General features: G+C 64.0%; 25 protein-coding genes, 4 tRNA genes and 1 other RNA gene. 8 read left to right on the plus strand and 22 right to left on the minus strand.

Going from position 1 to position 23,576, the window contains the following annotated elements; translation table 11 throughout:
* Positions 1-261 precede the first annotated feature (261 nt).
* Positions 262-639 (minus strand): helix-turn-helix domain-containing protein, encoded by a 378-nt coding sequence (locus tag XarbCFBP7408_RS00005; RefSeq protein ID WP_429001784.1) that lies wholly within the window; start codon positions 637-639, stop codon positions 262-264.
* 50 nt (positions 640-689) lie between these two features.
* On the opposite strand from XarbCFBP7408_RS00005, the gene XarbCFBP7408_RS00010 reads away from it, so the two are divergent.
* The 3 genes from XarbCFBP7408_RS00010 to XarbCFBP7408_RS00020 are packed head-to-tail and all read left to right on the plus strand — an operon-like array spanning position 690 to position 2,179.
* Positions 690-1,442: a hypothetical protein gene (locus tag XarbCFBP7408_RS00010; protein ID WP_104560322.1), complete on the plus strand. Its 753-nt coding sequence runs from the start codon at positions 690-692 to the stop codon at positions 1,440-1,442.
* A gap of 45 nt (positions 1,443-1,487) precedes the next feature.
* The gene (locus XarbCFBP7408_RS00015) at positions 1,488-1,802 is read left to right on the plus strand and encodes a hypothetical protein (RefSeq protein ID WP_104560324.1); all 315 of its coding nucleotides are present in this window, start codon (positions 1,488-1,490) and stop codon (positions 1,800-1,802) included.
* A complete protein-coding gene (locus tag XarbCFBP7408_RS00020) occupies positions 1,799-2,179 on the plus strand; it encodes a hypothetical protein (RefSeq protein ID WP_181107113.1) in 381 nt (126 codons plus the stop codon). Before XarbCFBP7408_RS00015 ends, XarbCFBP7408_RS00020 begins: the two co-directional genes overlap by 4 nt.
* Positions 2,180-2,558: 379 nt before the next feature.
* Here the strand turns inward: XarbCFBP7408_RS00020 and XarbCFBP7408_RS22225 are convergent, their stop codons facing one another.
* Together XarbCFBP7408_RS22225 and XarbCFBP7408_RS22925 are read right to left on the minus strand one after the other, a co-directional pair.
* Positions 2,559-2,855 carry a hypothetical protein gene (locus XarbCFBP7408_RS22225; protein ID WP_146093717.1) on the minus strand — a complete coding sequence of 99 codons (297 nt, stop codon included), beginning with the start codon at positions 2,853-2,855 and terminating at the stop codon, positions 2,559-2,561.
* Positions 2,856-3,064: 209 nt separating this feature from the next.
* Entirely contained in the window at positions 3,065-3,364 is a 300-nt protein-coding gene (locus XarbCFBP7408_RS22925; RefSeq protein WP_146093718.1) for a hypothetical protein, read from the minus strand.
* Between the two features lie 817 nt (positions 3,365-4,181).
* On the opposite strand from XarbCFBP7408_RS22925, the gene ffs reads away from it, so the two are divergent.
* An RNA gene (gene ffs / locus XarbCFBP7408_RS00035) (signal recognition particle sRNA small type) lies at positions 4,182-4,278 on the plus strand.
* A gap of 253 nt (positions 4,279-4,531) precedes the next feature.
* Here the strand turns inward: ffs and XarbCFBP7408_RS00040 are convergent.
* From XarbCFBP7408_RS00040 to XarbCFBP7408_RS00065, 6 genes are all read right to left on the minus strand, one after another.
* Positions 4,532-4,987 (minus strand): molybdenum cofactor biosynthesis protein MoaE, encoded by a 456-nt coding sequence (locus XarbCFBP7408_RS00040; protein ID WP_181106488.1) that lies wholly within the window; start codon positions 4,985-4,987, stop codon positions 4,532-4,534.
* Positions 4,984-5,229: a MoaD/ThiS family protein gene (locus XarbCFBP7408_RS00045; RefSeq protein ID WP_024938437.1), complete on the minus strand. Its 246-nt coding sequence runs from the start codon at positions 5,227-5,229 to the stop codon at positions 4,984-4,986. The genes XarbCFBP7408_RS00040 and XarbCFBP7408_RS00045 overlap by 4 nt, the downstream gene beginning before the upstream one ends.
* On the minus strand, positions 5,226-5,723 hold the full coding sequence (moaC, locus tag XarbCFBP7408_RS00050; RefSeq protein WP_104560330.1) for a cyclic pyranopterin monophosphate synthase MoaC: 498 nt from the start codon (positions 5,721-5,723) through the stop codon (positions 5,226-5,228). Before moaC ends, XarbCFBP7408_RS00045 begins: the two co-directional genes overlap by 4 nt.
* Positions 5,724-5,799: 76 nt before the next feature.
* A complete protein-coding gene (gene moaA / locus XarbCFBP7408_RS00055; protein ID WP_104560332.1) occupies positions 5,800-6,831 on the minus strand; it encodes a GTP 3',8-cyclase MoaA in 1,032 nt (343 codons plus the stop codon).
* Entirely contained in the window at positions 6,831-7,580 is a 750-nt protein-coding gene (locus tag XarbCFBP7408_RS00060) for an MBL fold metallo-hydrolase (protein ID WP_016902535.1), read from the minus strand. Before XarbCFBP7408_RS00060 ends, moaA begins: the two co-directional genes overlap by 1 nt.
* On the minus strand, positions 7,580-8,329 hold the full coding sequence (locus XarbCFBP7408_RS00065) for a 3-deoxy-D-manno-octulosonic acid kinase (RefSeq protein ID WP_046341930.1): 750 nt from the start codon (positions 8,327-8,329) through the stop codon (positions 7,580-7,582). Before XarbCFBP7408_RS00065 ends, XarbCFBP7408_RS00060 begins: the two co-directional genes overlap by 1 nt.
* Before the next feature lie 20 nt (positions 8,330-8,349).
* On the opposite strand from XarbCFBP7408_RS00065, the gene XarbCFBP7408_RS00070 reads away from it, so the two are divergent.
* Complete coding sequence (locus tag XarbCFBP7408_RS00070; protein WP_104560334.1) at positions 8,350-9,399, plus strand: glycosyltransferase family 9 protein; 1,050 nt, start codon at positions 8,350-8,352, stop codon at positions 9,397-9,399.
* Positions 9,400-9,624: 225 nt separating this feature from the next.
* Here XarbCFBP7408_RS00070 and XarbCFBP7408_RS00075 read toward each other — a convergent pair whose 3' ends face one another.
* Together XarbCFBP7408_RS00075 and XarbCFBP7408_RS00080 are read right to left on the minus strand one after the other, a co-directional pair.
* Positions 9,625-10,029, minus strand: a complete 405-nt coding sequence (locus tag XarbCFBP7408_RS00075) for a DUF6165 family protein (protein ID WP_102252645.1) — start codon at positions 10,027-10,029, stop codon at positions 9,625-9,627.
* Between the two features lie 99 nt (positions 10,030-10,128).
* Positions 10,129-10,219 (minus strand) — tRNA-Ser (locus tag XarbCFBP7408_RS00080).
* Between the two features lie 198 nt (positions 10,220-10,417).
* Here XarbCFBP7408_RS00080 and XarbCFBP7408_RS00085 point away from each other — a divergent pair.
* On the plus strand, positions 10,418-11,122 hold the full coding sequence (locus XarbCFBP7408_RS00085) for a PP2C family protein-serine/threonine phosphatase (protein ID WP_104560336.1): 705 nt from the start codon (positions 10,418-10,420) through the stop codon (positions 11,120-11,122).
* Between the two features lie 600 nt (positions 11,123-11,722).
* Here XarbCFBP7408_RS00085 and dnaQ read toward each other — a convergent pair.
* Genes dnaQ through XarbCFBP7408_RS00105 form a run of 3 tightly spaced genes read right to left on the minus strand, consistent with a single transcriptional unit; the run spans position 11,723 to position 13,617 of the window.
* The gene (gene dnaQ / locus XarbCFBP7408_RS00095; protein ID WP_104560338.1) at positions 11,723-12,457 is read right to left on the minus strand and encodes a DNA polymerase III subunit epsilon; all 735 of its coding nucleotides are present in this window, start codon (positions 12,455-12,457) and stop codon (positions 11,723-11,725) included.
* Positions 12,458-12,476: 19 nt separating this feature from the next.
* The gene (rnhA, locus tag XarbCFBP7408_RS00100) at positions 12,477-12,929 is read right to left on the minus strand and encodes a ribonuclease HI (protein ID WP_104560340.1); all 453 of its coding nucleotides are present in this window, start codon (positions 12,927-12,929) and stop codon (positions 12,477-12,479) included.
* 31 nt (positions 12,930-12,960) lie between these two features.
* Complete coding sequence (locus tag XarbCFBP7408_RS00105) at positions 12,961-13,617, minus strand: hypothetical protein (protein WP_104560342.1); 657 nt, start codon at positions 13,615-13,617, stop codon at positions 12,961-12,963.
* Positions 13,618-13,629: 12 nt separating this feature from the next.
* Between XarbCFBP7408_RS00105 and gloB the strand changes: the two genes are divergently transcribed.
* Both gloB and XarbCFBP7408_RS00115 read left to right on the plus strand, forming a co-directional pair.
* The gene (gene gloB, locus XarbCFBP7408_RS00110) at positions 13,630-14,397 is read left to right on the plus strand and encodes a hydroxyacylglutathione hydrolase (RefSeq protein WP_104560344.1); all 768 of its coding nucleotides are present in this window, start codon (positions 13,630-13,632) and stop codon (positions 14,395-14,397) included.
* Complete coding sequence (locus tag XarbCFBP7408_RS00115) at positions 14,394-15,578, plus strand: lytic transglycosylase domain-containing protein (RefSeq protein WP_104560346.1); 1,185 nt, start codon at positions 14,394-14,396, stop codon at positions 15,576-15,578. The genes gloB and XarbCFBP7408_RS00115 overlap by 4 nt, the downstream gene beginning before the upstream one ends.
* Positions 15,579-15,883: 305 nt before the next feature.
* On the opposite strand, the gene XarbCFBP7408_RS00120 is transcribed toward XarbCFBP7408_RS00115, so the two are convergent.
* From XarbCFBP7408_RS00120 to clpP, 8 genes are all read right to left on the minus strand, one after another.
* Positions 15,884-17,854 carry a peptidyl-prolyl cis-trans isomerase gene (locus XarbCFBP7408_RS00120; protein WP_104560348.1) on the minus strand — a complete coding sequence of 657 codons (1,971 nt, stop codon included), beginning with the start codon at positions 17,852-17,854 and terminating at the stop codon, positions 15,884-15,886.
* Positions 17,855-18,019: 165 nt separating this feature from the next.
* Positions 18,020-18,096, minus strand: a tRNA-Asp gene (locus tag XarbCFBP7408_RS00125).
* A 95-nt stretch (positions 18,097-18,191) separates the two neighbouring features.
* Positions 18,192-18,268 (minus strand) — tRNA-Asp (locus tag XarbCFBP7408_RS00130).
* 28 nt (positions 18,269-18,296) lie between these two features.
* Positions 18,297-18,371: transfer RNA gene (locus XarbCFBP7408_RS00135), tRNA-Val, on the minus strand.
* An 11-nt stretch (positions 18,372-18,382) separates the two neighbouring features.
* A complete protein-coding gene (locus XarbCFBP7408_RS00140; RefSeq protein WP_104560350.1) occupies positions 18,383-18,655 on the minus strand; it encodes an HU family DNA-binding protein in 273 nt (90 codons plus the stop codon).
* A gap of 214 nt (positions 18,656-18,869) precedes the next feature.
* Entirely contained in the window at positions 18,870-21,341 is a 2,472-nt protein-coding gene (lon, locus tag XarbCFBP7408_RS00145) for an endopeptidase La (RefSeq protein ID WP_104560352.1), read from the minus strand.
* A 145-nt stretch (positions 21,342-21,486) separates the two neighbouring features.
* Complete coding sequence (gene clpX / locus XarbCFBP7408_RS00150; protein WP_104560354.1) at positions 21,487-22,767, minus strand: ATP-dependent Clp protease ATP-binding subunit ClpX; 1,281 nt, start codon at positions 22,765-22,767, stop codon at positions 21,487-21,489.
* A gap of 125 nt (positions 22,768-22,892) precedes the next feature.
* Positions 22,893-23,519, minus strand: coding sequence for an ATP-dependent Clp endopeptidase proteolytic subunit ClpP (clpP, locus tag XarbCFBP7408_RS00155; protein ID WP_104560356.1), 627 nt, complete (start codon positions 23,517-23,519; stop codon positions 22,893-22,895).
* Positions 23,520-23,576 lie beyond the last annotated feature (57 nt).

A 23,576-nucleotide genomic window follows, 5' to 3' on the forward strand; every position in this document is an offset into this window, starting at 1 on the left:
CCAAAGCGCACTAGGGATCTCGTTGCGACGTGTCATGCCGGCAATGTTGTCGCCGACTCAACAGAATTCAAGGGTTTTGTTAGCCGCTCTTAGTGACCGCTCGACCCGCCTCCTGGCAACCTCTGGCACGACATACCCTGCAACAACACACCAACTATCGCTCCTCGTCGCCGGAACGAAGCTGCCGGACTCGTCAACATAGATGAACATGCGGCCCCTTCCATGGACACACCGGCGACAGCAACGCCAATCCGTGCGCGTCTAACGCGTGAACTTCCGGAGCCAAGCCAGAGCCTTTGCCCGGTCCTCGGCTGACATTTTCCCCATTGCCAATATCGCTTCAGCCGTTTGATCGTCCTCAGCAACTAGGTAGGCCATCGGCACCCCGAGCGTCTCGGCCAGCTTCCCCAGCCCATCCAAGTCAATTCCACTGGTCTCGTTCTCGTAGCGGTTGACCCGGCTGCTGGCCAACTTCTTATCGAGCCCCATCAGCACCCCCAAAGCCCGCTGGCTTGGGATGCCTTGCAGTTCCCGAGCCTGTTTTAGGCGGGCAGCAAAGAGAGCTCGGGGAGAAGCTTTCGGCACGTGAACAGATGTTGAAAAGTTGGCCGAACAGCATGACTTGCTCCTCCACTGCATGGCAGACTCTTCATGAAATGTAGCACCCTCTACCAACACACGGGGATTTCATGGACATCGCAAGGATCGCAGGCGCAGCCCTGCTCGCATTGACCGTGGCCGGCGCCGCCCAGGCCCAGGACGCACAAGAACAGAAGCCCGGCTTCTTCCGTCAACTCGGAAAGGGGTTGGCCGACACGGGCAAGCAGATGGTCGGCCTCAAGCCGAACGCCGGCACCAAGGCCGGCAGCCAGGGGACGGGCTCGATCTATGAGCCTGTCAGTGGTCCTGGGAAGCTGCCCGGGCTCTTCAAGGGCGACAACCATCAGCAAGCCCAGCTCGGGAAGCTGGACTGGCCCCGGGTGGCGCTCACTTTTACTGAGTGGGGCGCCTCCTTGCCCTGTTGGACGACCGAAGCCCGCATCTGGACCAGCTCTACTGCCTCGAGCGTCGAGACCTTCCGCACCTGCTTCGATGCTGCCGTGACGGAAACGGACGACCTGGGCGAGACGGCGGAGCTCAACAGCGCAGCGCTGTGGAAAGGCCGCGACTCGCTCAACGGCATCCGCGTGCCGCCCAGCAACCCCAACACAGGCGCCCAGCGCTCCACCGGTCCCAACCCACCAGCTCAGCCCTTTGTGGTCAACGTGAGCCGCCCTGGCGTCGCTGACCGCGCTGTGGACGTGGCACTGCGTGTGGCGTGGGTCAGCGGCTTCATCCAGACCGCCGACCTGCACCCGGGCCCCTCCGGAATGCTGACGCCCTTCAAGGACAACAGGGTCTGGATTGCTGGCTTCAAGCCGGACGGCAACCGAGACAAGTAAGGCCCCTCTTCGGCCTCCTTCCCATTACCCAGCAAAAGGAACGACATGAAACACGCATGGATTGGCTTGGTCTCGTTGACCATGGTCCTCGGCCTGACCGCCTGCAGCGACAAGCCCCCCTCTGAGAACGCCAAGGACGCCCTTGTCCGGCTGCTGAAAGACAGCGGCGCCGGCCAAGTCACCGGCGTCAAAAACTTCGAACTGACCGGCTGCGTGGAAGCGGAAGGCGCCGACGGCTATCGCTGCGACACGCGCGGCCAGGTGGTCCTGGAGATTGCCGGTCGGCAGGTCCCCGTGCCGGTCAACAAGAACTTGCGCTATGCGAAGGCCGACGGCAACTGGAGGGCCTACGCCAAATGAGCACGAAGACCGATTCGATGGTTGGAACGTCCGCTGGCACCGTGGGTGGGCTTGGTGGGGACGGCGTGCAGCGCGCTGCTCTCAAGAAAGTCATGACGCCCCACAACCGCTTCTTTTGGTGGTTCTCGCTCAGCCTGCTGTTCCTGGGCCCCTTCGGCTTCATCATTGGGCCCCTGATGGCTCGCCGAAGCCTGCGGAAGGCGGAGCGCCTTTACGCTTTCGAGGCTCATATGGCACGTCAACGTGATCGCGGCTTCAGCTGGTGGCAGTGGTGGGTCATGACCCCGCTGACCGTCATGGGGGCTTTTTGGGTCACCTCGGTGCTCAGCGGGCTGCCCATGTTTCTGTTTGTTCTGTATGCGCAACTGACGCGCTAGACAGCAAACACTACTCAGGAATGCGACGTTGGCTTGCTGCGGCGCTCCACGCCGCAATACAGCTTCCATCAAGGACAAGGAACGCCCAAGGTGAAGCACCCGCCCTGCCCCGGCTTTGACTCCACATCGACGAAGCCGTTGGCGACGGATCGTGCCATAGACCTGACAGAGGCTTGGCCCACCCTTTTCCTTGCCGACTTGTTGGTAACCGATTCCTAGGAGCAAGCTCACCCAAGGTATGCGGATTTTTAGAATATAAATGATGTATTTGAGAGGACCTCTGACTGCTTCAAATTCAGGGCCGTTCATCCTTGGGTGGACACTTTATTTATGAAGTCAGGGAACTCAATAACGCTCACTTACTTCACCTCTGCCACCGCTATCTAGCTGAAAGCGCTTTTCCGAAAAATAACATCATTAGAAAGACATTGGCTTGGGGCTTTCCCCGAACAGCGGCCCACTTTTTAAAAGCAGCTTCCGCCAAGCTGACCTGCGCTACCGCATGTAATCTATCAAATGTTCTATTTATGTCGTAATCAGCAGCATGTCGCTCTTCTTGAAGAGTGACAAAATGACGCGCCACGTCAGCCAGTTCAGGCAGGACTGCTGTTGATATTAACGCTGAATACGGCCTACCTAAGTTAGGCTGAGAAATACCCTTGGCCGCACTTTTCATGTCGCCATGAGTAAGTGCCCTTTGGATGTGTCGTCCGATCCCCGCGGGCTTGGCGGGGCTCACGAGGCTTGCGGCCTCTGACGACAAAAGGTGAAATAGGGCGTAGTAGGCGGTTGAAATCGCTCGCCTGAGACTAGCCTGTTGCGGCCTTCTCTTTTCTTTCGTCGCCAAATGCCTTGCTTGACGCAGGAGGTCTTGAGGAAGCGCCATTAACGCTTTTTACCCATCCCACTAACTAGCTCGACATAAGGCCAGCGGGAAACGCCCCGGCTCAGCGCAACCTTCTGCACCTCGTCAGCGAAACTTCTCAACTCCTTAAATCTCTTTGAACTAGAAGCTACGGACTTTTCGTTCACCTTCAGTTTGACAAACAACGAAGAATCCCCGCTTGAGTCATCTCCAACCTTGATGTCGTAAGACAACACAGTGTTAGGAATCCTCATTGCCTTTATAAGACTATCAAGGACTTTGCGGTCTTCGGACTCGGAGTGGATGATTAGATCGGCCATGAAGAACAATTACCACAGATCCATAAATCTTGCAACAGCAGTGGCGTGTAAGACCTTTGATGCGATAGCCGAACCCATCACAATCGCCAATGCTGCTAGAAGGCAAAGCGCCTCCGGGAGCAATCCAGAACACCAGATTAGCAGCGCCTTCGCGCGGGCCCCTCCCCTACCGTTCTTTACGATCTAGCCTGAATGTCGGCAAAGTGCCCGACCGGCGGATCGCAACTAGCAGGCGTCTCCGCTTTATCGGACAAGCTACCGCGATCAATGTAGAAGTTCTCCAAGATCACCTGCCCAGCACCTTGTCACTGAGGGTCTCTTCACGGAAGCCGCCACTCCCGCTTCGCCGAGCCCAGTATCCAACTGCCGTTGAGTTGGATAGGTTTAGGAACAGTCGCTTTCCTCCAGGTAGAGAGGAGCCCAGCCTCAATGACCGCCTATACGCTACTTCCTCTTGGTGCCGCAAGGCGACTGATTGAAGGCTTCGGGGATGTCCCCTGCTTACGGGAATGAGTGGTGGTGATTGATCTTGGAGTCCGTCCCATCTTCAACCAATGATGCGGATTCGGGTATCACCACCTCCGCGCGCCCTCCCGTGACCGACGGAAAGCCGATCACCGAGACTAGCAACATGCATGAGCAAGCCGCTACAATGGCAGACCACAAAGCAGGACACCTTCCTGGTTTGCGTGGCTGTAGGAGAGTCAGGAAGTTGGATCGGGATCAGTACCTCCCCCTCTCTCCGCCAGTTTCATGATCCTGCAACGCGATTGCATGGATCCAGGGTCACGCCAGTGGCCCACGTCTTATGGTGGCCCCGTCGGTCCCTCGCGACGCTAGATCGAAAATCCCGCCAGGGCCGGAAGGCAGCAACGGTATCGATTGATGCGGGCGCCGAGGTCAACCGGCGGGGACACCACCCCAATCCCAGACAGATGCCGCACGCATTCGAGTGCAATGTAGACGGTATGCAAGCACTACTGCGACTCGGCACTTTGCGGCCATGCTCAAAGCCGACCAGTGATTTGCACCGGCCGCGGCGACGGCTTTGAGATACGCGCAACGTCAGACGTTCCCCGGCGCGGTCAACCGGCGGGACACCAACCTGATCTCTTGATGTTCCCGCAGCGCCTGAATGTTCCCGCAGCGCCTGACCTGCGAGACGCGCTACTGCGTCTGCGATTGCGATTGCGGATGCAGCCAGCCCGCATCGCCTTCCAGGTAATGCTCGTGCTTCCAGATCGGCACGCGCGCCTTGACCTCGTCGATGATGAAGCGGCAGGCATCGAATGCGGCGCCGCGATGCGCCGCGCTGACGCCTACCCATACCGCCATGTCGCCGATGCGCAGCTCGTCCACGCGGTGCACGCAGTAGGCGTTGACGATGGCAAACCGACTCATTGCCTCGTCGAGCACGCGCTGGCCTTCGGCCTGCGCCAGCGCGGCGTAGGCCTCGTAGCGCAGCCCGGCCACGCTGCGGCCCTCATTGTGATTGCGTACCCAGCCTTCGAAACTGGCGAATGCGCCGGCATGCGGGTGTTCCAGCGCAGCGCGCAAGCTGTCGACCGGCAAAGGCACGTCGGAAAGCGCAAACAGGGCGGAAGTCTGCTCGCTCATGCTCAACCTCCCGATACCGGCGGAATAAACACGATTTCGCTGCCATCGCGCACGCCGTCCTCCCAGCGTGCGAACGCGCCATCCACCGCCACGCGCAGCTGCGCCGGCGTCCAGCGCAGGCCATGGCGTGTATCGAGTTCGGCATAGAGCGCGCGCAGGTCCTGCGCCTGCGATTGCACCTGCTCGCTGGCAATGCCCGCTGCCTCACGCAGGCTGGCGAAATACAGCACCGTCACTGTCGTGCTCATTGTCCTGCTCCGATATCGCGCTTGCCACCGCGTTTGGACACCAGCCTGGTCGGGCCGATGCTCATGCCGTGCGACAACGCCTTGCACATGTCGTAGACCGTCAGGGCCGCCACGCTGGCACCGGTGAGCGCTTCCATTTCCACACCGGTGCGATGCACGCAGCGCACCGTGCAACGGATGTCCAGCAGCTGATCGCCCGCCCAGTCGATCTCGAACCGGCACACATCGATCGGCAGCGGGTGGCAGAACGGAATCAACTCGTGCGTGCGCTTGACCGCCATGGTGCCGGCGATCACCGCGGTCTCCACGATGCCGCCCTTGGCGCTGCGCAAGCCGTTGGCACGCAACTGTGCGGCGACGGCGGCCGGAAAACGCACCCGGCTCTGGGCGGTGGCGCTGCGCGCAGTGACCGCCTTGTCCGAGACATCCACCATCGTGGGCAGTCCGGAATCGTCCAGGTGGGTCAGGCGTGCGGAACGGGATTTTGCAGGCATGGGAAACGACACGATGACAGGCGCTCAGGATGCGACATTCTCGGTGAACGGGGCGCCTGGATGGAACAGCAGTGCCTTACCCGCCGATCAGGAACATCTCCACCGGCTTGCCACGGCGCGGTGTCGATGCGCGCACCTCGCTGTAGCGGTCGCCACGCACGCTCCAGCGCGCACGCAGATGCTCGGACAATCCATGCTCGCCCGCAGCCAAGGCTGGCTTGAGGTCATGGCCCTGGCTGGCGAACAGGCAGGTGTAGAGCTGTCCGTCGGCCGACACGCGTGCGCGCTGGCAATCGCCGCAGAACGGCACGCTGACCGAACTGACAAAACCCACCTCGCCGGCGCCATCGGCAAATGCATGCCGCTGCGCCACTTCGCCGGTGTAATTGGCATCCAGCGGCACCAGTGGCCAGCGCGCGTGGATGCGCGCGTGCAGTTGCGCCGAGGTCACCACCGCATCGGCCGTCCAGCCATTGCAGCTGCCCACATCCATGAACTCGATGAAGCGCAGCACGTGGCCGCTGCCACGGAAGTGCTCCACCAGGGGCAGCACCTGATCTTCGTTGACGCCACGCTGCACCACGCAGTTGATCTTCAGGCGCTGGAAGCCGGCCGGCTCGGCCGCGGCGATACCGGCCAGCACCTGCGCGATCTCGCCGCGGTTGCCGCTCATGCGCCTGAACAGCTCCGGATCCAGCGCATCCATGCTGACGGTAATCCGGCGCAGCCCGGCCTGGCGCAGCGCCACCGCCTGACGCGCGAGCAAGGTGCCGTTGGTGGTCAACGCCAGATCCTCGATGCCTTCGATCGTGGTCAGGCGCGCGATCAGGCTGGGCAGATCGCGACGCAACAGCGGCTCGCCACCGGTCAGGCGCACCTTGGTGACGCCGACCGAGACGAAAGCACGCACCAGCGTTTCCAGCTGATCGAAACTCAGGCGCTGCTGCGCATCGAATCCGTAGTCGTCGGGCACGCGATCGGCCGGCATGCAGTAACCGCAGCGGAAATTGCAGGCCTCGATGACCGACAGACGCAGGTCGCGCAGCGGCCGGCCATAGCGGTCCTGCATCGGCGCGGCGGTCAAATTCGGCGACAGCAGGGCGCCCATCAGGGCACCATGGCCGCGGTCGGCTCCGCCAGCGGCAGATGTTGTCCAGGCACGGCCACGCGATGGCCGCGTGCGCGGAGCACGTCGCCGTCGGCGTCGCTGGCGTAGTGGTACAGCAGCATGCGGCTCAACAGGTCCTGCGGGTATTCCCGCTCCAAATCGTCCACCCCAGTATGCGACGGGTTGCCGTGAACGCCGCAGTCATGCGCGATGAGCTCGCTGTCATCGGCGTAGCGGGCCAGCATTTCCGGGATCGGCCGGGTGTCGCCGCTCCAGACCAGCGCCCCCTTCAGCCGCAGCCCGTAGGCGGTCTCCGGCCAGTGGTGGCGCGCCGGGAACACTTCCAGCCGCACACCGTCGTGCCAGAACGCGTCGCCGACCGGCACCAGCTGGAACGCATCCCAGAAGTTCGCGCCGCCCTCGGCCAGCACGTTCGGGTAGTCGGCGATCCGCCGCTGCAGCAACGGCACCACCGGCGCCGGCACGTACAGGCGCGTGCGCCCGCGGCGTTGGGAGAAATAGCTGTCCACGAACAGCCGTTCCAGCCCGCCGACGTGGTCCAGATGCACATGGGTGATGAAGACTGCCTGCGGCAGATGACCATACTGGGCCTGGTAGGCAGTCAGCCCTTCGCTGCCGCAATCGATGGTCAGCCACGGCGCGCCGGCGCGCTCGATGGTGGCCATCGGCGAACCGAGCGCCACCGCCGACGCATTGCCGACCCCTTGCACCCGCAACGCCCAGTTCATTAGTAGCCCCGGCCCCAGGCCAGTTCGTACGCGCGATGCAGGCGCTCGTAATCCTTGTCGACCTCTTCGCGGCTGCGGTTGCCGCGCAGCTTGAGCAGCGAGCGATGCAGGCGCTTGAGATTGCGCTCGCGCCAGCGCGTGGCCGGAATGCGCAACACGCCGCGGTCGAAATCGATCAACCAGCCATGCCCGCCGGCATCGAACAGGATGTTGTGCGCGTTGAGATCGGCATGATCCAGGCCGGCGCGATGAAAGCGCGCGATCAGCCGCCCGGTTTCTTCCCACGGCGCACCGCGCCCGGCGACCTGCGCATGCTCGGCGAGCGAGCGCACGTTCTCCAGGCGTTCCATCAACAATGCAGCGCGATAACTCAGCCCCTCGCGCAAGTAACAGGCCGCCAACGGGCGCGGCACCGGCAGCTTGCGCTTGAGCAATTCGCGCATCAGCCGGAACTCGGCAAAGCTGCGCGTGCGCCCGGCGCCCTTCCACAGATAGTGATCGCGGCTCACGCGCGCGGCCATGCCGCCGCGCAGGTACTGCCGCAACACGCTGTGACCGAATGGCGCATCCACGAACCACGCCCCACCCCGCCCACCTTCGTCGACCGGCCGCGCCCTGTCGCCCCAGCGTTGCGGCGAAAACAGCCCGGCATCGGCTTGCCGCAGCCGTTCGCGGTCGAACAGAATGGCGCCATAGCCGCGGCCTTCGCGGTACGGCGCCAGCGCTTCAGTGGCGTCGAAAGAAACCATCTATCGAGTCTAACAACACCATGGCTTCTACGCCCGCCTCGTTATGCCTGCTGCGCCTGTCCGCCCTGGGTGACGTCACCCATGTGGTGCCGCTGGTGCGCACCCTGCAAGCGGGATTTCCGGCCAGCCAGCTGCATTGGATCATCGACAAGGCCGGGCTGAAATTGCTCGACGGCCTGCCGGGCGTGCAGTTCCATGCCTACGACAAGCGCACCGGCGTGGCCGGCATGCGCGCGCTACGCCGCTCGCTGGCGCCATTGGGTCGCTTCGATGCGCTGCTGCAGATGCAGGTGGCCTTGCGCGCCAATGTGCTGTCGGCCTTCGTGCCGGCGCGGCGGCGGATCGGCTATGACCGCAGCCGTTCCAAGGACCTGCACGGCCTGTTCGTCAACGAGCGCATCGCCGACCGCCCCGGCATCCACGTGCTCGACGCCATCGGCAGCTTCGCGCAGCCGCTCGGCCTGACCCAGACCCAGGTGCGCTGGGATCTGCCGGTTCCCGACGAGGCGCATCGCTGGGCACGCGCACAATGGGACGACGATGGCCGCCCGGTGCTGATGATTTCGCCGTGCTCCAGCCACCCACGCCGTAACTGGTATCCCGACCGCCATGCCGCGCTGGCCGACCATGCCGCAGCCCAAGGCTGGCGGGTCGTGCTGTGCGGTGGCCGCAGCGAGCTGGAACGCAGCACCGCCGATGCCATCGTCGCAGCCGCGCGCGCGCCGCTGCTGGACCTGGTCGGCAAGGACACGCTCAAACAGCTCCCCGCGCTGCTCGCCCGCGCCGATCTGGTGGTCACCCCCGATTCCGGGCCGATGCACATCGCCAACGCGATGGGCACCAAGGTGCTGGGCCTGCATGCGGCCAGCAACCCGCTGCGCAGCGGCCCGTATTCGGATGTGCGCTACTGCGTGGACCGTTATGACGCAGCCGCCCGCAAATACCTGGGCAAACCAGCCGACCAGCTGAAATGGGGCAGCAAGATCGAGTTCGAGCAGGCGATGGCGCTGATCAGCGTGGACGATGCGATCGCCGCATTCGAGCGCTATCGCAGCGATCATCCGCGCTGAGGACCGGCGCCGGATCGGCGTTCAATCGCTGCCAAGCGGCACGCTGCGCCGTGGCGCAAACGCCCAGGACGGCCGGGAAACAAGCACGAAACCGCGCCAGCTCACGCGCGCGGCAACCGACCACCGCGGTGCCGGCCGACTCGACGTGTGGCGGCGCACCGGAAAGCGCCGCGCACCCACCGACCACCACGCGTATCGGTTACGCAGACCTGCAGTCAGCGGCTGTCAGACGCCGCTAGCGCGATAGTCCTGATACGACTTCTCTTCCACGTACGACGAACCCAGCGCCAGGTTGATCTCTTTCTTGATGCGCGCGCGTTCGTCGTTTTCGATATAGACGCTGCGCGCCAGCTGCACGAAGCCGTCATCGAAGGTCTGCGCCTGCTCCTTGAGCCGGATGTCGTCCTCGATCACCCATAGCCGCTCGTTGACGGCCTTGAGCGCAGCACGCAGACGCACGATGTCGTGGCCGGCGGCCGGATGCGCCATCCAGCTGGTCTCCAGCGCGGACAGCTCGCTGCGCACGTTGGCCAACTTGACGGGGTCGCTCATGCGCTCGGACTTGATCTGCAGGATCGCGATCTTGTCGAGCAGCTCACCAAAGGACACGGGCACCAGGATCTCGGACATGACAGGCCTCCAACGGATATCGGGCGGATTGTAGCCAGCGCAGCAGCGCGCGGCGGCGACACATAAACAAAAGCCCCCTTGCGGGGGCTGATGCGAATCTGGCGGAGAGGGGGGGATTCGAACCCCCGAGGCGCTATAAACGCCTGCCTGATTTCGAGTCAGGTACATTCAACCGCTCTGCCACCTCTCCAGATGGTCCCCAGTGTCCCGGGGCCGTGCATCATACGGGCACCGGCGCCAAGCCACAAGCGGCCCGTGCCGGCATCGCCGGCACGATCGAAGGGCCGGGCGTGAACCCGCCCTGCGGCATCGGCAATCGGCGTGTTGCTGCGGGCCGGCCGCCCCGCGATGATGGTCACGCACCTCCTTCCTTGGCGACCCGCCCCCCATGCTCGAATTCGGACACCTTACCCATGTCGGCCTGCGCCGTGACCTCAACGAGGACACGTACTACGGCGACAGCGAGCTGGGGCTGTGGCTGGTGGCCGATGGCATGGGCGGGCACGCCTGCGGTGAAGTGGCCAGCGCCCTGGCGCGCGAAACCATCGTGCGCGAGGTGCGCGCCGGCACCCCGCTGGCCCAGGCGGTACGCATCGCCGACGAAGAGATCATCAAGACCTCGCGCCGCTGCAACGACACCTTGCCGATGGGCACCACCGTCGTCGCTGCGCGCGTGCTGGGCCAGCGCTTCGAAGTGGCCTGGGTCGGCGACAGCCGCGCCTACCTGTGGCGCGACGGACGGCTAGCGCAGCTGAGCCAGGACCATAGCTATGTGCAGGAACTCATCGCCCAGGGCACGCTGACCAGCGAGCAGGCGCGCGCGCATCCGCATCGCAACGTGGTGACCCAGGCGCTGGGCGTCACCGATCCGGTCCACCTCAATGTCGCCACCATGCAGGGCGAACTCAAAACCGGCATGCAGCTGCTGCTGTGCAGCGACGGCCTCACCGAAGAAGTCGACGATGCCGCGATCGCCGCGACCCTGTCGCAGGCCGATTGCAGCGCGCAGGAATGTGTCGAATGCCTGGTCGCCGCCGCACTCGATGGCGGCGGCTCGGACAACATCACTGCGATCCTGGTGCGCAGCTACTGAAAGCGGCCAACGAAGCGTAGCGAGCGCCGGCAGGCGGTGAGCGCGGGATTTTCGTCGACTGCATCTTGTGGGATGCAGACAAACGCTTGGTCGGCCCAGGGTGCGGTGTCCTCACCGCCTGCGGACCACGCCGTCAATCTAGCCCTAAAGACTCGCTTGCAGCATCCAGGCCGCCAAGGGTCCCGGAACCGGCAAGAGCGCTGCACCAGAGCATGAGTCGGCTGCCTGGTTGAACACCATGCACACCGACCATCTTGACTGGTCCTTGCCCGTCCACCGTCGCGGGACCTTACGCGGCATGGATGCCGCGTAAGGTCCTACAAGGACGTACTTGCGGCGTGTCCTGCGATGGTGGGCGGGCAAGGGCCTTGCAGCCAGGCCGCAGATCAACGGCCCACAGCCAAGAGCAAGCTCATCGCGCTCCGCAATAGACCGGATCGAAGTAGCTGTTAGCCGCGCCAAGCGCTGACATCGAACTTGCACGGCAGCCTTCATGTGCGCGCTACTCGCGCCCAGAATCGCCAGGCTTCAGCGACGCACTGCACTCCCACCACATCGCCACGCCGCGCGACAGCCGGACACCCGTTGCCGACAGCCGCACTACCCGGCAGCAGCCACCTCTTCAACCGGCGCATCCCACAGCGCGCGCCCGGCCTTCTTGCGCAGGTACGCCAGGCGCGCCTCGTGCGCCTGCGACTCCGACGCGGTCACCACCACCCGTGCGCGCGGCAACAGCAGCGCCGGATCGAAGGTGATCATGCCCTCGCCATGCTCGCTGCGCTGGCCGGTCTCGGCACTGGCAAAGCCGATCTCTTCCTGGCCCGAGGTCAGCGCGATGTACACATCGGCCAGGATCTGCGCATCGAGCAAGGCGCCATGCAACTGGCGATGCGAGTTGTCCACGCCCAGGCGCTTGCACAAGGCATCCAGCGAGTTGCGCTGCCCCGGATAGCGCTCGCGCGCCATCATCAGTGTATCCACCACGGTGGCGCGATCGACGATACGGCCGTAGTTGTCGCCCAGCAGCGCCAGCTCGTTGTCCAGGAATCCCAGATCGAACGCAGCGTTGTGGATGATCAGCTCCGCGCCGTCGATATAGGCCAGGAACTCCTCGACCACATCGGCAAACAGCGGCTTGTCGGCCAGGAACTCCAGGGTCAACCCGGTCACTTCCTGCGCACCGGGTTCGAAATCGCAATCGGGCTTCAGGTAGCGATGGAAATTGTTGCCGCTCGGGCGCCGCTCCAGCAGCTCCACCGCACCGATTTCGACGACGCGGTTGCCCTTGCGCCATTCCAGGCCGGTGGTTTCGGTATCGAGAATGATCTGACGCATGAATCCTCTTGCTGATTGCTTACGCGGTTGCGCTGCCACCGCGCTGGGCGATGGCCTGATTGCGGGCTAGCACGTCGACGCGCTCGTTGTCCGGGTCGCCATTGTGGCCTTTCACCCAACGCCAATCGATGCGGTGGCGTTGCGTGGCCGCATGCAGCCGCTCCCACAGTTCACGGTTCTTGACCGGGTCGCCGCCGGCGGTCTTCCAACCGCGGCGCACCCAGCCGGACATCCACTCGGTGATGCCCTGGCGCACGTATTGCGAGTCGGTATGCAGCACGATCTGGCATGGCTCGGTGAGCGTTTCCAGCGCCATGATTGCCGCCATCAACTCCATGCGGTTGTTGGTGGATGTGGCTTCGCCGCCGGACAATTCCTTCTCGCGGCCGTTGTAACGCAACAGGGCCGCCCAACCGCCCGGCCCGGGATTGCCGAGGCAGGAGCCGTCGGTATGCACTTCAATGGATTTCATCAGCTTCTGGTGTTTGGAAAGTGGTCAGTCATCAGATCGTGGCTACAGGCTGCGGCCAGCGCGAGGGAATCGCGATCGGGGTCGGCCCGATCGAAGCGGCGGCGCGCTTTTCCACTTCGAGCAGATACACCGCGCGCCAGGGTGCGCGATCGGTGCCGGCAACGCCACGCCCGGTGCGCCAGATCGGCCCCAGGTAGCGCTCGGTCTCCACGCATTGCAGCCCCGCACGCTGCGCCAGCAGCCGCCAGCGATCCGGTCGCAACGCCACCGGACCACGCCGTGCCCAACGAAAGCGGTACGGGCTCAGTGGATTGAGCGTGAACAGCCATAGCCGCCCGCCAGGCATCAGCACCCGCTCGCATTCGGCCAGGAATTCCGCCGCGCCGCCCACCACCGCATGCTGCACCACGATGGCCTGCAGGCTTTCGGTCGGCAACGGAAACGGCATGGCGCAGCGCGCATCGCCCGCAAAGCGGCCCGCGCTGCGAGACAGCCGCAACCCGCGCCCTTGCAGCAGCTCGCGTGGCGGCAGCTCGGGCGTCGGCGTCAGCCACAACCAGGGCTGCGAGGGGCGCGTCTGCAACGCCGCAAGCGCCAACTTGCGCTCCAGCAGGAGCAGGCTGCGCCCTGCACCTGTTTCAAACCAGGATGAGACGCCAGCTTGACGGGAGAATGGCGTGGCAGGCATGGTCCCAATTCTATGCGACTGACTGCCCTGCCCGCATTCGACGACAACTACATCTGGGCGCTGGTCGCCAGCGATGGCCGTGCGGTCATCGTCGATCCGGGCCAGGCCGAGCCGGTGTTCGCCGCCGCAGAGCGCGAAGGCTTCAGCCCCAGTGCCGTCCTGCTGACCCACCACCATGCCGACCACATTGGCGGCGTGGCAGCGCTGCAGCAGCGTTGGCCGGACCTTGCGCTGTACGGTCCGGCCGACGAACGCATCCCGGCAGAGGCCCACCGCGTGGGCCAGGGCGATCGCTTGAGCCTGCTCGGCAGCAGCTTCGACGTGCTGGAAGTGCCCGGCCATACCCGCAGCCATATCGCCTTCGTCACCGACCGTCATCTGTTCAGCGGTGATACCCTGTTCAGCCTAGGCTGTGGGCGGATGTTCGAAGGTACCGCTGCTCAGATGTTCGACGCGTTGCAGCGCCTGGCCTCCCTGCCTGGCGAAACGCTTGTGTGTTGCGGCCATGAATACACCTTGGCCAATGCGGCCTTCGCGCTGCACGTCGATCCCACCAACGCTGCCTTGCAGCGCCGTCAACAGGAAGCCCAGGCCATGCGTCATGCAGCCCGTCCTACCCTGCCGATTTCGCTCAAGAGTGAACTGGCCACCAATCCGTTCCTACGCACCAGCAGTCCCGAAATCCGCGCCGCAGTGGCATCGCGCGCGGGCGGGACAATTTCCTCTGAAGTTGACGTTTTCGCCGAACTTCGGCGCTGGAAAGACGAATTTCGCGCATGAGGCGCCTGCTTCTGGCAGTGCTGACCGCATCGGCGGTCATCGCACCCGCAGCCGCATCGTCCAACGACGCAAGCCGCTCCAAACCCGCAGAGAGCTCGATCACCCAGACCGCCACACCCCAGGTGCGCAACGGAAGGGAGATCTTTTCGTCGTTCCTGGACGGTCGCGCCGATCCTGGCTGCGACAGCGAACATAGCGATACCCGCTGGGAACAACATTTTTCGCGCGCGCCGGCCCGTCTGGCGGACGACGCACAGGATGTATTGCCGCTGTTCGGCTACGTGGTCGATGAACTACGCGAAGCCGACATGCCGACCGAATTCGCACTGATTCCGTTCGTCGAAAGCGGTTATCGCCCGGGCGCCCGCAACGGCAGCGGCCCCGCCGGCCTCTGGCAGTTCATCGCCACAACCGCGCGCAACCATCACGTGCCGGTTGGCGCGCAATACGACGGCCGCCTCTCGGCAGTGGACTCCACCACCGCGGCTGTGCGTTATCTCAAGACGCTGTATGGCATGTTCGGCGGCGATTGGCGCCTGGCGCTGATGGCCTACAACGCGGGCGAGTATCGCGTGCTGCAGGCCATGCGCACGGCCGGCATGAACGCGCAGAACGCTCGCCCGTCCGAATTGCCCGGCATGTCCAAGGTCACCTATGAGTACGTGGAAAAGCTGCACGCGCTGGCCTGTGTGCTGGACCATGCGCAGCAGCAGGGCAACCTGCTGACCGCGCTCGACCGCCCGGTACCGGTACTCACCGAACACGCACTGCCGGTCGGCACCAGTCTCAACGCCTTTGCCGGACAACGCGACATCGAGCCGCAACTGCTGGCCCGGCTGAATCCGGCGCTGGCCAGCGCCCGCGCTGCACCGCGCGGCGTGCATGTGCTCGCCCCGATCGCATCTGCGCAACCAGGTGCAACGGGCGCCATGGTGGCATCTGCCGACACGGGCAGCATTGCCGACAACAACGCTGCCGCCCCCACGGTCGTTGCCGCCGTGACGACGGATGCCTCCAGGCCACAGGCGCGCACCACGCATACGGTGCGCAACGGCGAATCCGCCTGGGCCATCGCACGCCGCTACGGCGTGACCGTCACGACACTGCTGACCAGCAATGGCCTGGACAAGCGCGCCGTGCTGAAGCCCGGCATGGTGTTGTCGTTCGACGATACGCGCTGACGTAAGCCGGCCGCCCCAGCCCTTGCCCGGCCGACGCTGACCCTGCCGCGACGGCGCTCCTTCGTGCGACGCTGCGCAATGGGAGCCGAATGCCGCGCGGCGCAGGCGAAGATAGGACATGAGCAGAGCGAACGCGCACGCCATCAGAACGCTGGCCACATGCTCCCGGTGCCCAGCGCATGTCGCCCATCGCCGCCGCGCCAGCAGCCGGACACTCCGCACGAAACGTCGGCACCTGCCCACGGGATCGACCAAAGAAAAAGCCCGGTCACCCGGGCTTTTCTCTACCAGTTGAACAGCAGCGGTTACAGCTGGGCCTCTTCGATCTGGATCTTGTAGCGCTTGCGCATTTCCTTGACGTACGCCTGCGCCGCATTGTTGCCGTCGATCTGGCTCAGCTGCTCGCGCAGCATGGTCTGCTGCTCGGCCGGCATCTGCTTCAGGTCGCCAGGGGTCGCCTTGCTGATGACGAACACCGCAAAGCGCCCGCCATCCAGCTCCACCTTGCCCACCGACGGCTTGCCGTCGGCCGGACGCGGCGCGCTGAAGATGGCGCGGTTTGCCGCCGGCGTCGGAATCGGCGCGGTCCGCGGCAAGCCCGGGATCGGCTGCACCTGCAACTTCTCGCCGGCGGCCAGCGCCTGCAGGGTCTCGCCTTTCTGCACACGTGCCAGCAACGCCTCGGCAGCCGCCGCGGCGGCCTTCTCGGTGCGGTCCGCGCGGACCGCGTCGATCACCTTCTCGCGCACCTTGTCCAGCGGCAGAGCCGCCTCGGCGGTGTGGTTGGTCACCCGCAACACCACGCTGTGGTTCGGCGCGATGGTGATCGGATCGCTCACCGTGCCGTCCTGCACCAGCGTTTCGGAGAATGCCGAACGCAGCACCGCCGGATTGGCCGCGATACCGCTGGCATCGGCGCGCGAGAACGGGCCCAGCGTCTGCACCGGCAGACCGACCTGCTTGGCTGCCGGCTCCAGCGCGGTGGGATTCTTGTAGACCTGATCCACCAGCTTGCCGCTCACATCCGTAAACGCCTTGTCGGCATCGGACTTGAGCTGCTCGGCGGCGAGCTGATCGCGCACCTGCTCGAACGACTTGCCCTGGCCGCCCTTGACCTCGCGCAGCTGGATCACGTGGTAACCGAACTCGCTCTTGATCGGGCCGACCACCTCGCCAGCCTTCATCGCGAACAAGGCATCTTCGAACGGCTTAACCATCGTGCCCTTCTCGACCCAGCCAAGATCGCCGCCGGCACCCTTGGAACCGGGGTCCTGCGAATTGGCCTTGGCCAACGCGGCGAAATCGGCGCCTGGCTGCTTGGCTTCCGCAGCCAGCTTGGCCGCTTTTTCCTCGGCGGCTTTCTGCGCGGCAGGATCGCTACCGGCGGTGATCAGGATGTGCGATGCCAGACGCTGATCCGGCTCGACAAAACGCGCCTTCTCTTCGTCGTAGCGCTTGCGCAGCGTCGCCTCGTCAGCGGCGGTGGCCGGCGGCAACTTGGCGGCATCGAGTTCGACATACTCGATCGTCACCGTCTCCGGCTGACGGAAATCCTGGGTATGCCCGTCGTACCACTGCTTGATCTGTGCATCGCTGACCGGCGCGGTATCGGCGGCCGGTGGCGGCAGCATCGCCAGTTGCACGTCACGCGTTTCGCCCATCAGCTTGAGCAAGCGCTCGAACTCGGCCTTGGTGGCAAAGCCCGACTCGGCGATCGCCTGCGGAATCACCGACTGCTGCAGGCTGTCGCGCACCAACGCATCGAACTGCGCCGGCGTACGCGGCGGCGTGCCCTGCGCAAGGGCAGCGCGGTACTGGTCGGGGCTGAATTTGCCGTCGACCTGGAACGCCTGAATGCCGGCGATGTAATCGCGCACCGTCGCATCGCCGATCACGATGCCGGCATCTTCGGCACCCAGACGCACGACCTGCTCGTCGACCAACTGGTCGAGCACCTGCAACTTGTTTTCGCGGGATTCGAACGTGCGCGGATCGAAATTCTCGCCCTGGCGCTGCCGCTCCTGCATGCGCGCCTGCTCGAAGCGGGCGCGGAAATCCTGGGTACTGATTTCATGGTGCTGCCACAGCAGCGAGACCGGCCACCACGACGGTGCCGATTTCCACCACGTCGGTGGCGCCTGCACCTTGGCCACGTTATTGGCGCCAATGCCGCCGAGGTAGCTGTTGTCGATGACGAACAGGAACGGAATCATCAGCAACCCCAGGATGGCGGTAGCGATCCAGCCTGACGTCTTGTCGCGAAGTTTCTGCAGCATTGGCAAATCACGGCCTGTGGGCGAGCCGCGCAGTGTAACGCGCCTGACGCCGGGCACCCAGCCCAATCCCGCACCGCACCGGATCCGGCATGGCTTCCGGCGCGCAATTGCCGCCATAGCGGCCAAAAAAAAGCCCCCGGCATGCAGCCGAGGGCTTTGTATAACTGGCGGAGCGGACGGGACTCGAACCCGCGACCTCCGGCGTGACAGGCCAGCATTCTAACCAGCTGAACTACCGCTCCGCTTTAAACCTGGACTGCTGCTTCCCCACCATTTCCGCGATGCGAATGCGGTGGAGAAAACGAAGCCCCCAATTGCTCAGGGGCTCCGGTATAACTGGCGGAGCGGACGGGACTCGAACCCGCGACCTCCGGCGTGACAGGCCAGCATTCTAACCAGCTGAACTACCGCTCCGCGCTTGAAACATTTGCCTGGTGCTTAATGGTGGGTGCTGAGGGTTTCGAACCCCCGACCCTCTCCGTGTAAGGGAGACGCTCTACCGCTGAGCTAAGCACCCTAGCGAGTCGATTAGTTTACTGCATCCTTCAGGGCTTTGCCAGCCTTGAATGCAGGATTCTTCGAAGCAGCGATCTTGATGCTGTCGCCGGTCTTCGGATTGCGGCCGGTACGCTCAGCGCGCGCGCGGACCTGGAAGGTGCCGAAGCCGACGAGGGTGACGGCATCGCCCTTCTTCAGCGCCTTGGTGATTTCGCTCACAACCGCGTCGACAGCACGGCCGGCCTCAGCCTTGGAGATGTCAGCGGCAGTGGCAACGCCATCGATCAATTCGGTTTTATTCATTCTTGAAACTCCCTTTGCGGCAGATGCCGCGGAATCGACAATCGGCGCTCTTGCCGTTGGCGAAGAACCCGACACAAGTGGTATCGCGTGACGCATCACAATTTGCCGCGCCCACGAGTCGTGCATTTATACCAGCGCCCCCAACCGCGCGCAAGCCAAAACCCAATAACGACGCGGGTTTTGGCTTGTTTTGCCTGGGTTTAGACAAGCGGTTTCAGTGCTTGACGCGGGTACCCGGAGTAGTGCGCGACTTGCCGCGGACCGCAACCCGCGAAGCCGTCTTGCGGGCCTTTTCCTTGCCCGCCTTCTTCGGTGCCAACGGACGCTCCAACGCGAGATCCAGCACTTCGTCGATCCACTTGACCGGCACGATCTTCAGATCGCGCGTGACATTGGCCGGGATGTCGGCCAGATCCTTGCGGTTCTCGTCGGGGATCAGCACGGTGCGGATGCCACCGCGCAACGCTGCCAGCAACTTCTCCTTCAAGCCGCCGATCGCCGACACGCGACCACGCAAGGTGATCTCGCCGGTCATCGCCACATCGGCGCGGATCGGCACCTTGGTCAACACCGACACCAGCGAGGTCACCATCGCGATACCGGCGCTTGGGCCATCCTTCGGTGTTGCGCCATCGGGCACGTGCACGTGCACGTCCTGCTTCTGCAGGAAATCCACATCGATGCCGAGTCGCTCGGCGCGCGAGCGCACCACCGACAAGGCGGCCGACGCCGATTCCTTCATGACGTTGCCGAGCTGGCCGGTCAGGATCAGGTTGCCCTTGCCCGGCACCAGCGTGGATTCGACCTGCAGCAGCTCGCCGCCGACTTCGGTCCAGGCCAGGCCAGTGACCAGGCCGATCTCGTTCTCCTCTTCGGCACGGCCGAAATCGAAGCGACGCACGCCCAGATACTTGTCGAGGTTCTTCGCGTTGACCGTGACCAGGGCCTTGGGCTTGCCCTTCTTGGCGACCACCTTCTTGGCATCCGGCTGCGGGCCGGCCAGCGCGATTTCCTTGACCACCTTGCGGCAGATCTTGGCGACTTCGCGCTCGAGGTTGCGCACGCCCGATTCGCGCGTGTAGTAACGCACGATGTCCTGGATCGCATCGCCGCCGATCTCGATCTCTTCCGGCTTCAGGCCGTTGGCCTTGATCTGCTTGGGCACCAGGTAACGCATGGCGATGTTGAGCTTCTCATCCTCGGTGTAGCCGGGGATGCGGATGACTTCCATGCGGTCCAGCAACGGACCAGGGATATTGAGCGAGTTGGAGGTGGCGACGAACATCACCTCCGACAGATCCAGGTCCACTTCCAGGTAGTGGTCGTTGAAGGAGTTGTTCTGCTCGGGATCGAGCACCTCCAACAGCGCCGAGGACGGGTCGCCACGGAAGTCCATCGACATCTTGTCGATCTCGTCCAACAGGAACAGCGGGTTCTTGCTGCCGACCTTGTTGAGGTTCTGCACCAGGCGGCCGGGCATCGAACCGACATAGGTCCGGCGATGGCCACGGATCTCGGCCTCGTCGCGGATACCGCCCAGGCTCATGCGCACGAACTTGCGGTTGGTCGCCTTGGCGATCGACTGCCCGAGCGAGGTCTTGCCCACGCCCGGCGGCCCGACCAGGCACAGGATCGGGCCCTTCATCTGCTTCACGCGCGACTGCACCGCCAGATACTCGAGGATGCGTTCCTTGACCTTGTCCAGGCCGTAGTGATCGGCGTCCAGGGTGTCCTCTGCGACCTTCAGATCCTTGCGGACCTTGGTGCGCTTCTTCCACGGCACGCCCAGCAGCCAGTCCAGATAGTTGCGCACCACGGCCGCCTCGGCGGACATCGGCGACATCTGCTTGAGCTTGTTGAGCTCGGCCTTGGCCTTGGTCTCGACCGGCTTGGGCATGCCCGCCTCGGCGATCTTGCGCGCCAGCTCCTCCAGCTCGCCCGGCGCATCGTCCAGATCGCCCAGCTCCTTCTGGATCGCCTTCATCTGCTCGTTGAGGTAGTACTCGCGCTGGCTCTTTTCCATCTGCGACTTGACGCGGCCGCGGATGCGCTTTTCCAGCTGCTGCACATCGATCTCGCCGTCCACCAGCCCGACCAGCAGCTCCAGCCGCTCGCCGATCTCGGTGATTTCCAGCAGGCGCTGCTTGTCGGCCAGGCGCACGCCAATGTGCGCGGCGATGGTGTCGGCCAGACGGCCCGGCTCGTCGATGCCGGCCAGGGTCTGCAGCAGCTCCGGCGGCAGCTTGCGGTTGGTCTTGACGTACTGCTCGAACAGCGACATCAGCGAACGCGCGATGGCCTCCACTTCGCGCGGCTCGCGCGCGTCGCTGGCTTCGATCTCGATGCCCTGCCCCTGCAGTGCGCCATCCAGCTCGACGACCTTGTCGACGGTGACCCGCGACAGACCTTCGACCAGCACCTTGATGGTGCCGTCGGGCAACTTGAGCAGCTGCAGCACCTGCGCGAGCGTGCCGACGGTATAGAGATCGCCGGCGGCCGGGTCGTCGGTTTCGGCCGACTTCTGCGCAACCAGCAGGATGCGCTTGTCCGCCTCCATGGCTTTTTCCAGCGCGCGCATCGACTTGTCGCGGCCGACGAACAGCGGAATCACCATGTGCGGAAACACCACCACGTCGCGCAGCGGCAACACCGGCAGATCGAGAACTTCTGGTTGGGACTGGGCCATGGGGCGCTCCGCAGGAATGGGGGTTTTGGGGCGTAAAAAAAGCCGATGGCCCCGTTATGGGGCCATCGGCCAGGTGTTGCAAGTAGCGTTCGGAAACCCTTTATCCGCCAGCGAGGCCGGGGCCCGGCGCGGCGGCATCCAGGCCTCAGTCGCCGGACGCCGCCTTGGCCGGTTGCGCCTGGTAGATCAGATACGGCTCGGATTTGTGCTCGATCACCGACTCGTCCACCACCACCTTGCTGACATTTTCCTGCGAGGGAAGCTCGTACATCGTGTCCAGCAGCACCGATTCGACGATGGTGCGCAGACCACGCGCGCCGGTCTTGCGCTTGAGCGCCTTCTTAGCGATCGCCGACAGCGCATCGGGGCGGAACTCCAGCTCCACGCCTTCCATGTCGAACAGCTTCTTGAACTGCTTGGTGATGGCGTTCTTGGGCTCGGTCAGGATCTTGATCAGCGCCGGCTCGTCCAGTTCCTCGAGCGTGGCGACCACCGGCAGGCGGCCGACGAACTCGGGGATCAGACCGAACTTGATCAGATCTTCCGGCTCGACTTCGGCCAGGATCTTGCCGACTTCCTGCTTGCGCTCGCTGCTTTTGACCTTGGCACCGAAACCGATGCCGCCAGCGTCGTTGGAACGCTGCTGGATCACCTTGTCCAGACCAGCGAACGCGCCGCCGCAGATGAACAGGATGTTCTTGGTGTCCACCTGCAGGAATTCCTGCTGAGGATGCTTGCGACCGCCCTGCGGCGGCACCGAGGCCACCGTGCCTTCGATCAGCTTCAGCAGCGCCTGCTGCACGCCCTCGCCGGACACATCGCGGGTGATCGACGGGTTCTCGCTCTTGCGCGAGATCTTGTCGATTTCATCGATGTAGACGATGCCCTGCTGGGCCTTTTCGACGTCGTAATCGCACTTCTGCAGCAGCTTCTGGATGATGTTTTCCACGTCCTCGCCGACGTAGCCGGCCTCGGTCAGCGTGGTGGCATCGGCGATCGTGAACGGCACATTGAGCAGACGCGCCAGCGTTTCGGCCAGCAGCGTCTTGCCCGAACCGGTCGGCCCGACCAGCAGGATGTTGGATTTCGCCAGCTCGACGTCATCGTTCTTGCTGCGGCTCTCGATACGCTTGTAGTGGTTGTATACCGCCACCGCGAGCGTGCGCTTGGCGCGCAACTGCCCGATCACGTACTGATCCAGCACCTCGAGAATCTCGCGCGGCTTGGGTAGGCTGGAACGTGCCGACTGCGCCTTCTCTTCGAGTTCCTCGCGGATGATGTCGTTGCACAGCTCAACGCACTCATCGCAGATGAATACGCTGGGACCGGCAATCAGCTTGCGGACTTCATGCTGACTCTTACCGCAGAACGAGCAGTAGAGAATCTTGTTGCTGTCGCCGGAACGACCTTGGCGGTCTTCGCTCATGCTTCTGTTACCCAGTTACCCCACCCGATGCACGGGGGTTCGATTTCGAGAATAGCACAGGGTCGGGAGGACATCCGCCCAGCCCGACCCTGCCGGTTTTTCCTGCAATTTCAGCAATCTGGCGATCAAGACGGCTGGATCGACTCTTCCGGACGGCGTTCCAGCACCTGGTCGACCAGGCCATAGGCCTGCGCATCGACCGCACTCTTGAAGTTGTCGCGCTCGGTGTCGCGCGCGATGGTCTCCAGGGATTGGCCGGTCTGCTTGGCCAGGATCTCGTTCAGACGCGAACGCAAGGTCAGGATCTCGCGCGCGTGGATGTCGATATCGGTGGCCTGGCCCTGGAAGCCGCCCAGCGGCTGGTGGATCATCACGCGCGAGTTCGGCAGCGCGTAGCGCTTGCCAGCTGCACCCGATGCCAGCAACAGCGCGCCCATCGAGGCGGCCTGCCCGACGCAGATGGTGCTCACGTCCGGCTTGATGTACTGCATGGTGTCGTAGATCGCCATGCCGGCGGTGACCACGCCGCCCGGCGAATTGATGTAGATGCTGATGTCCTTTTCCGGGTTGTCCGCTTCCAGGAACAGCAGCTGGGCCACGATCACGTTGGCCATATGGTCGTCGATCGGACCGACCAGGAAGATCAGACGCTCCTTCAGCAGACGCGAGTAGATGTCGTACGCACGCTCGCCGCGGCTGGTCTGTTCGACCACCATCGGCACCAGGTTCAGGGCTTTGGTCACAATGCTCATCAGTCTTCCTGTAGTGGCATCGGCTTGCGCCGATGCCCGGGTTTGACATCCGCGCCC

Source organism: Xanthomonas arboricola pv. guizotiae, assembly GCF_002940205.1.
Lineage (GTDB): Bacteria > Pseudomonadota > Gammaproteobacteria > Xanthomonadales > Xanthomonadaceae > Xanthomonas > Xanthomonas arboricola_C.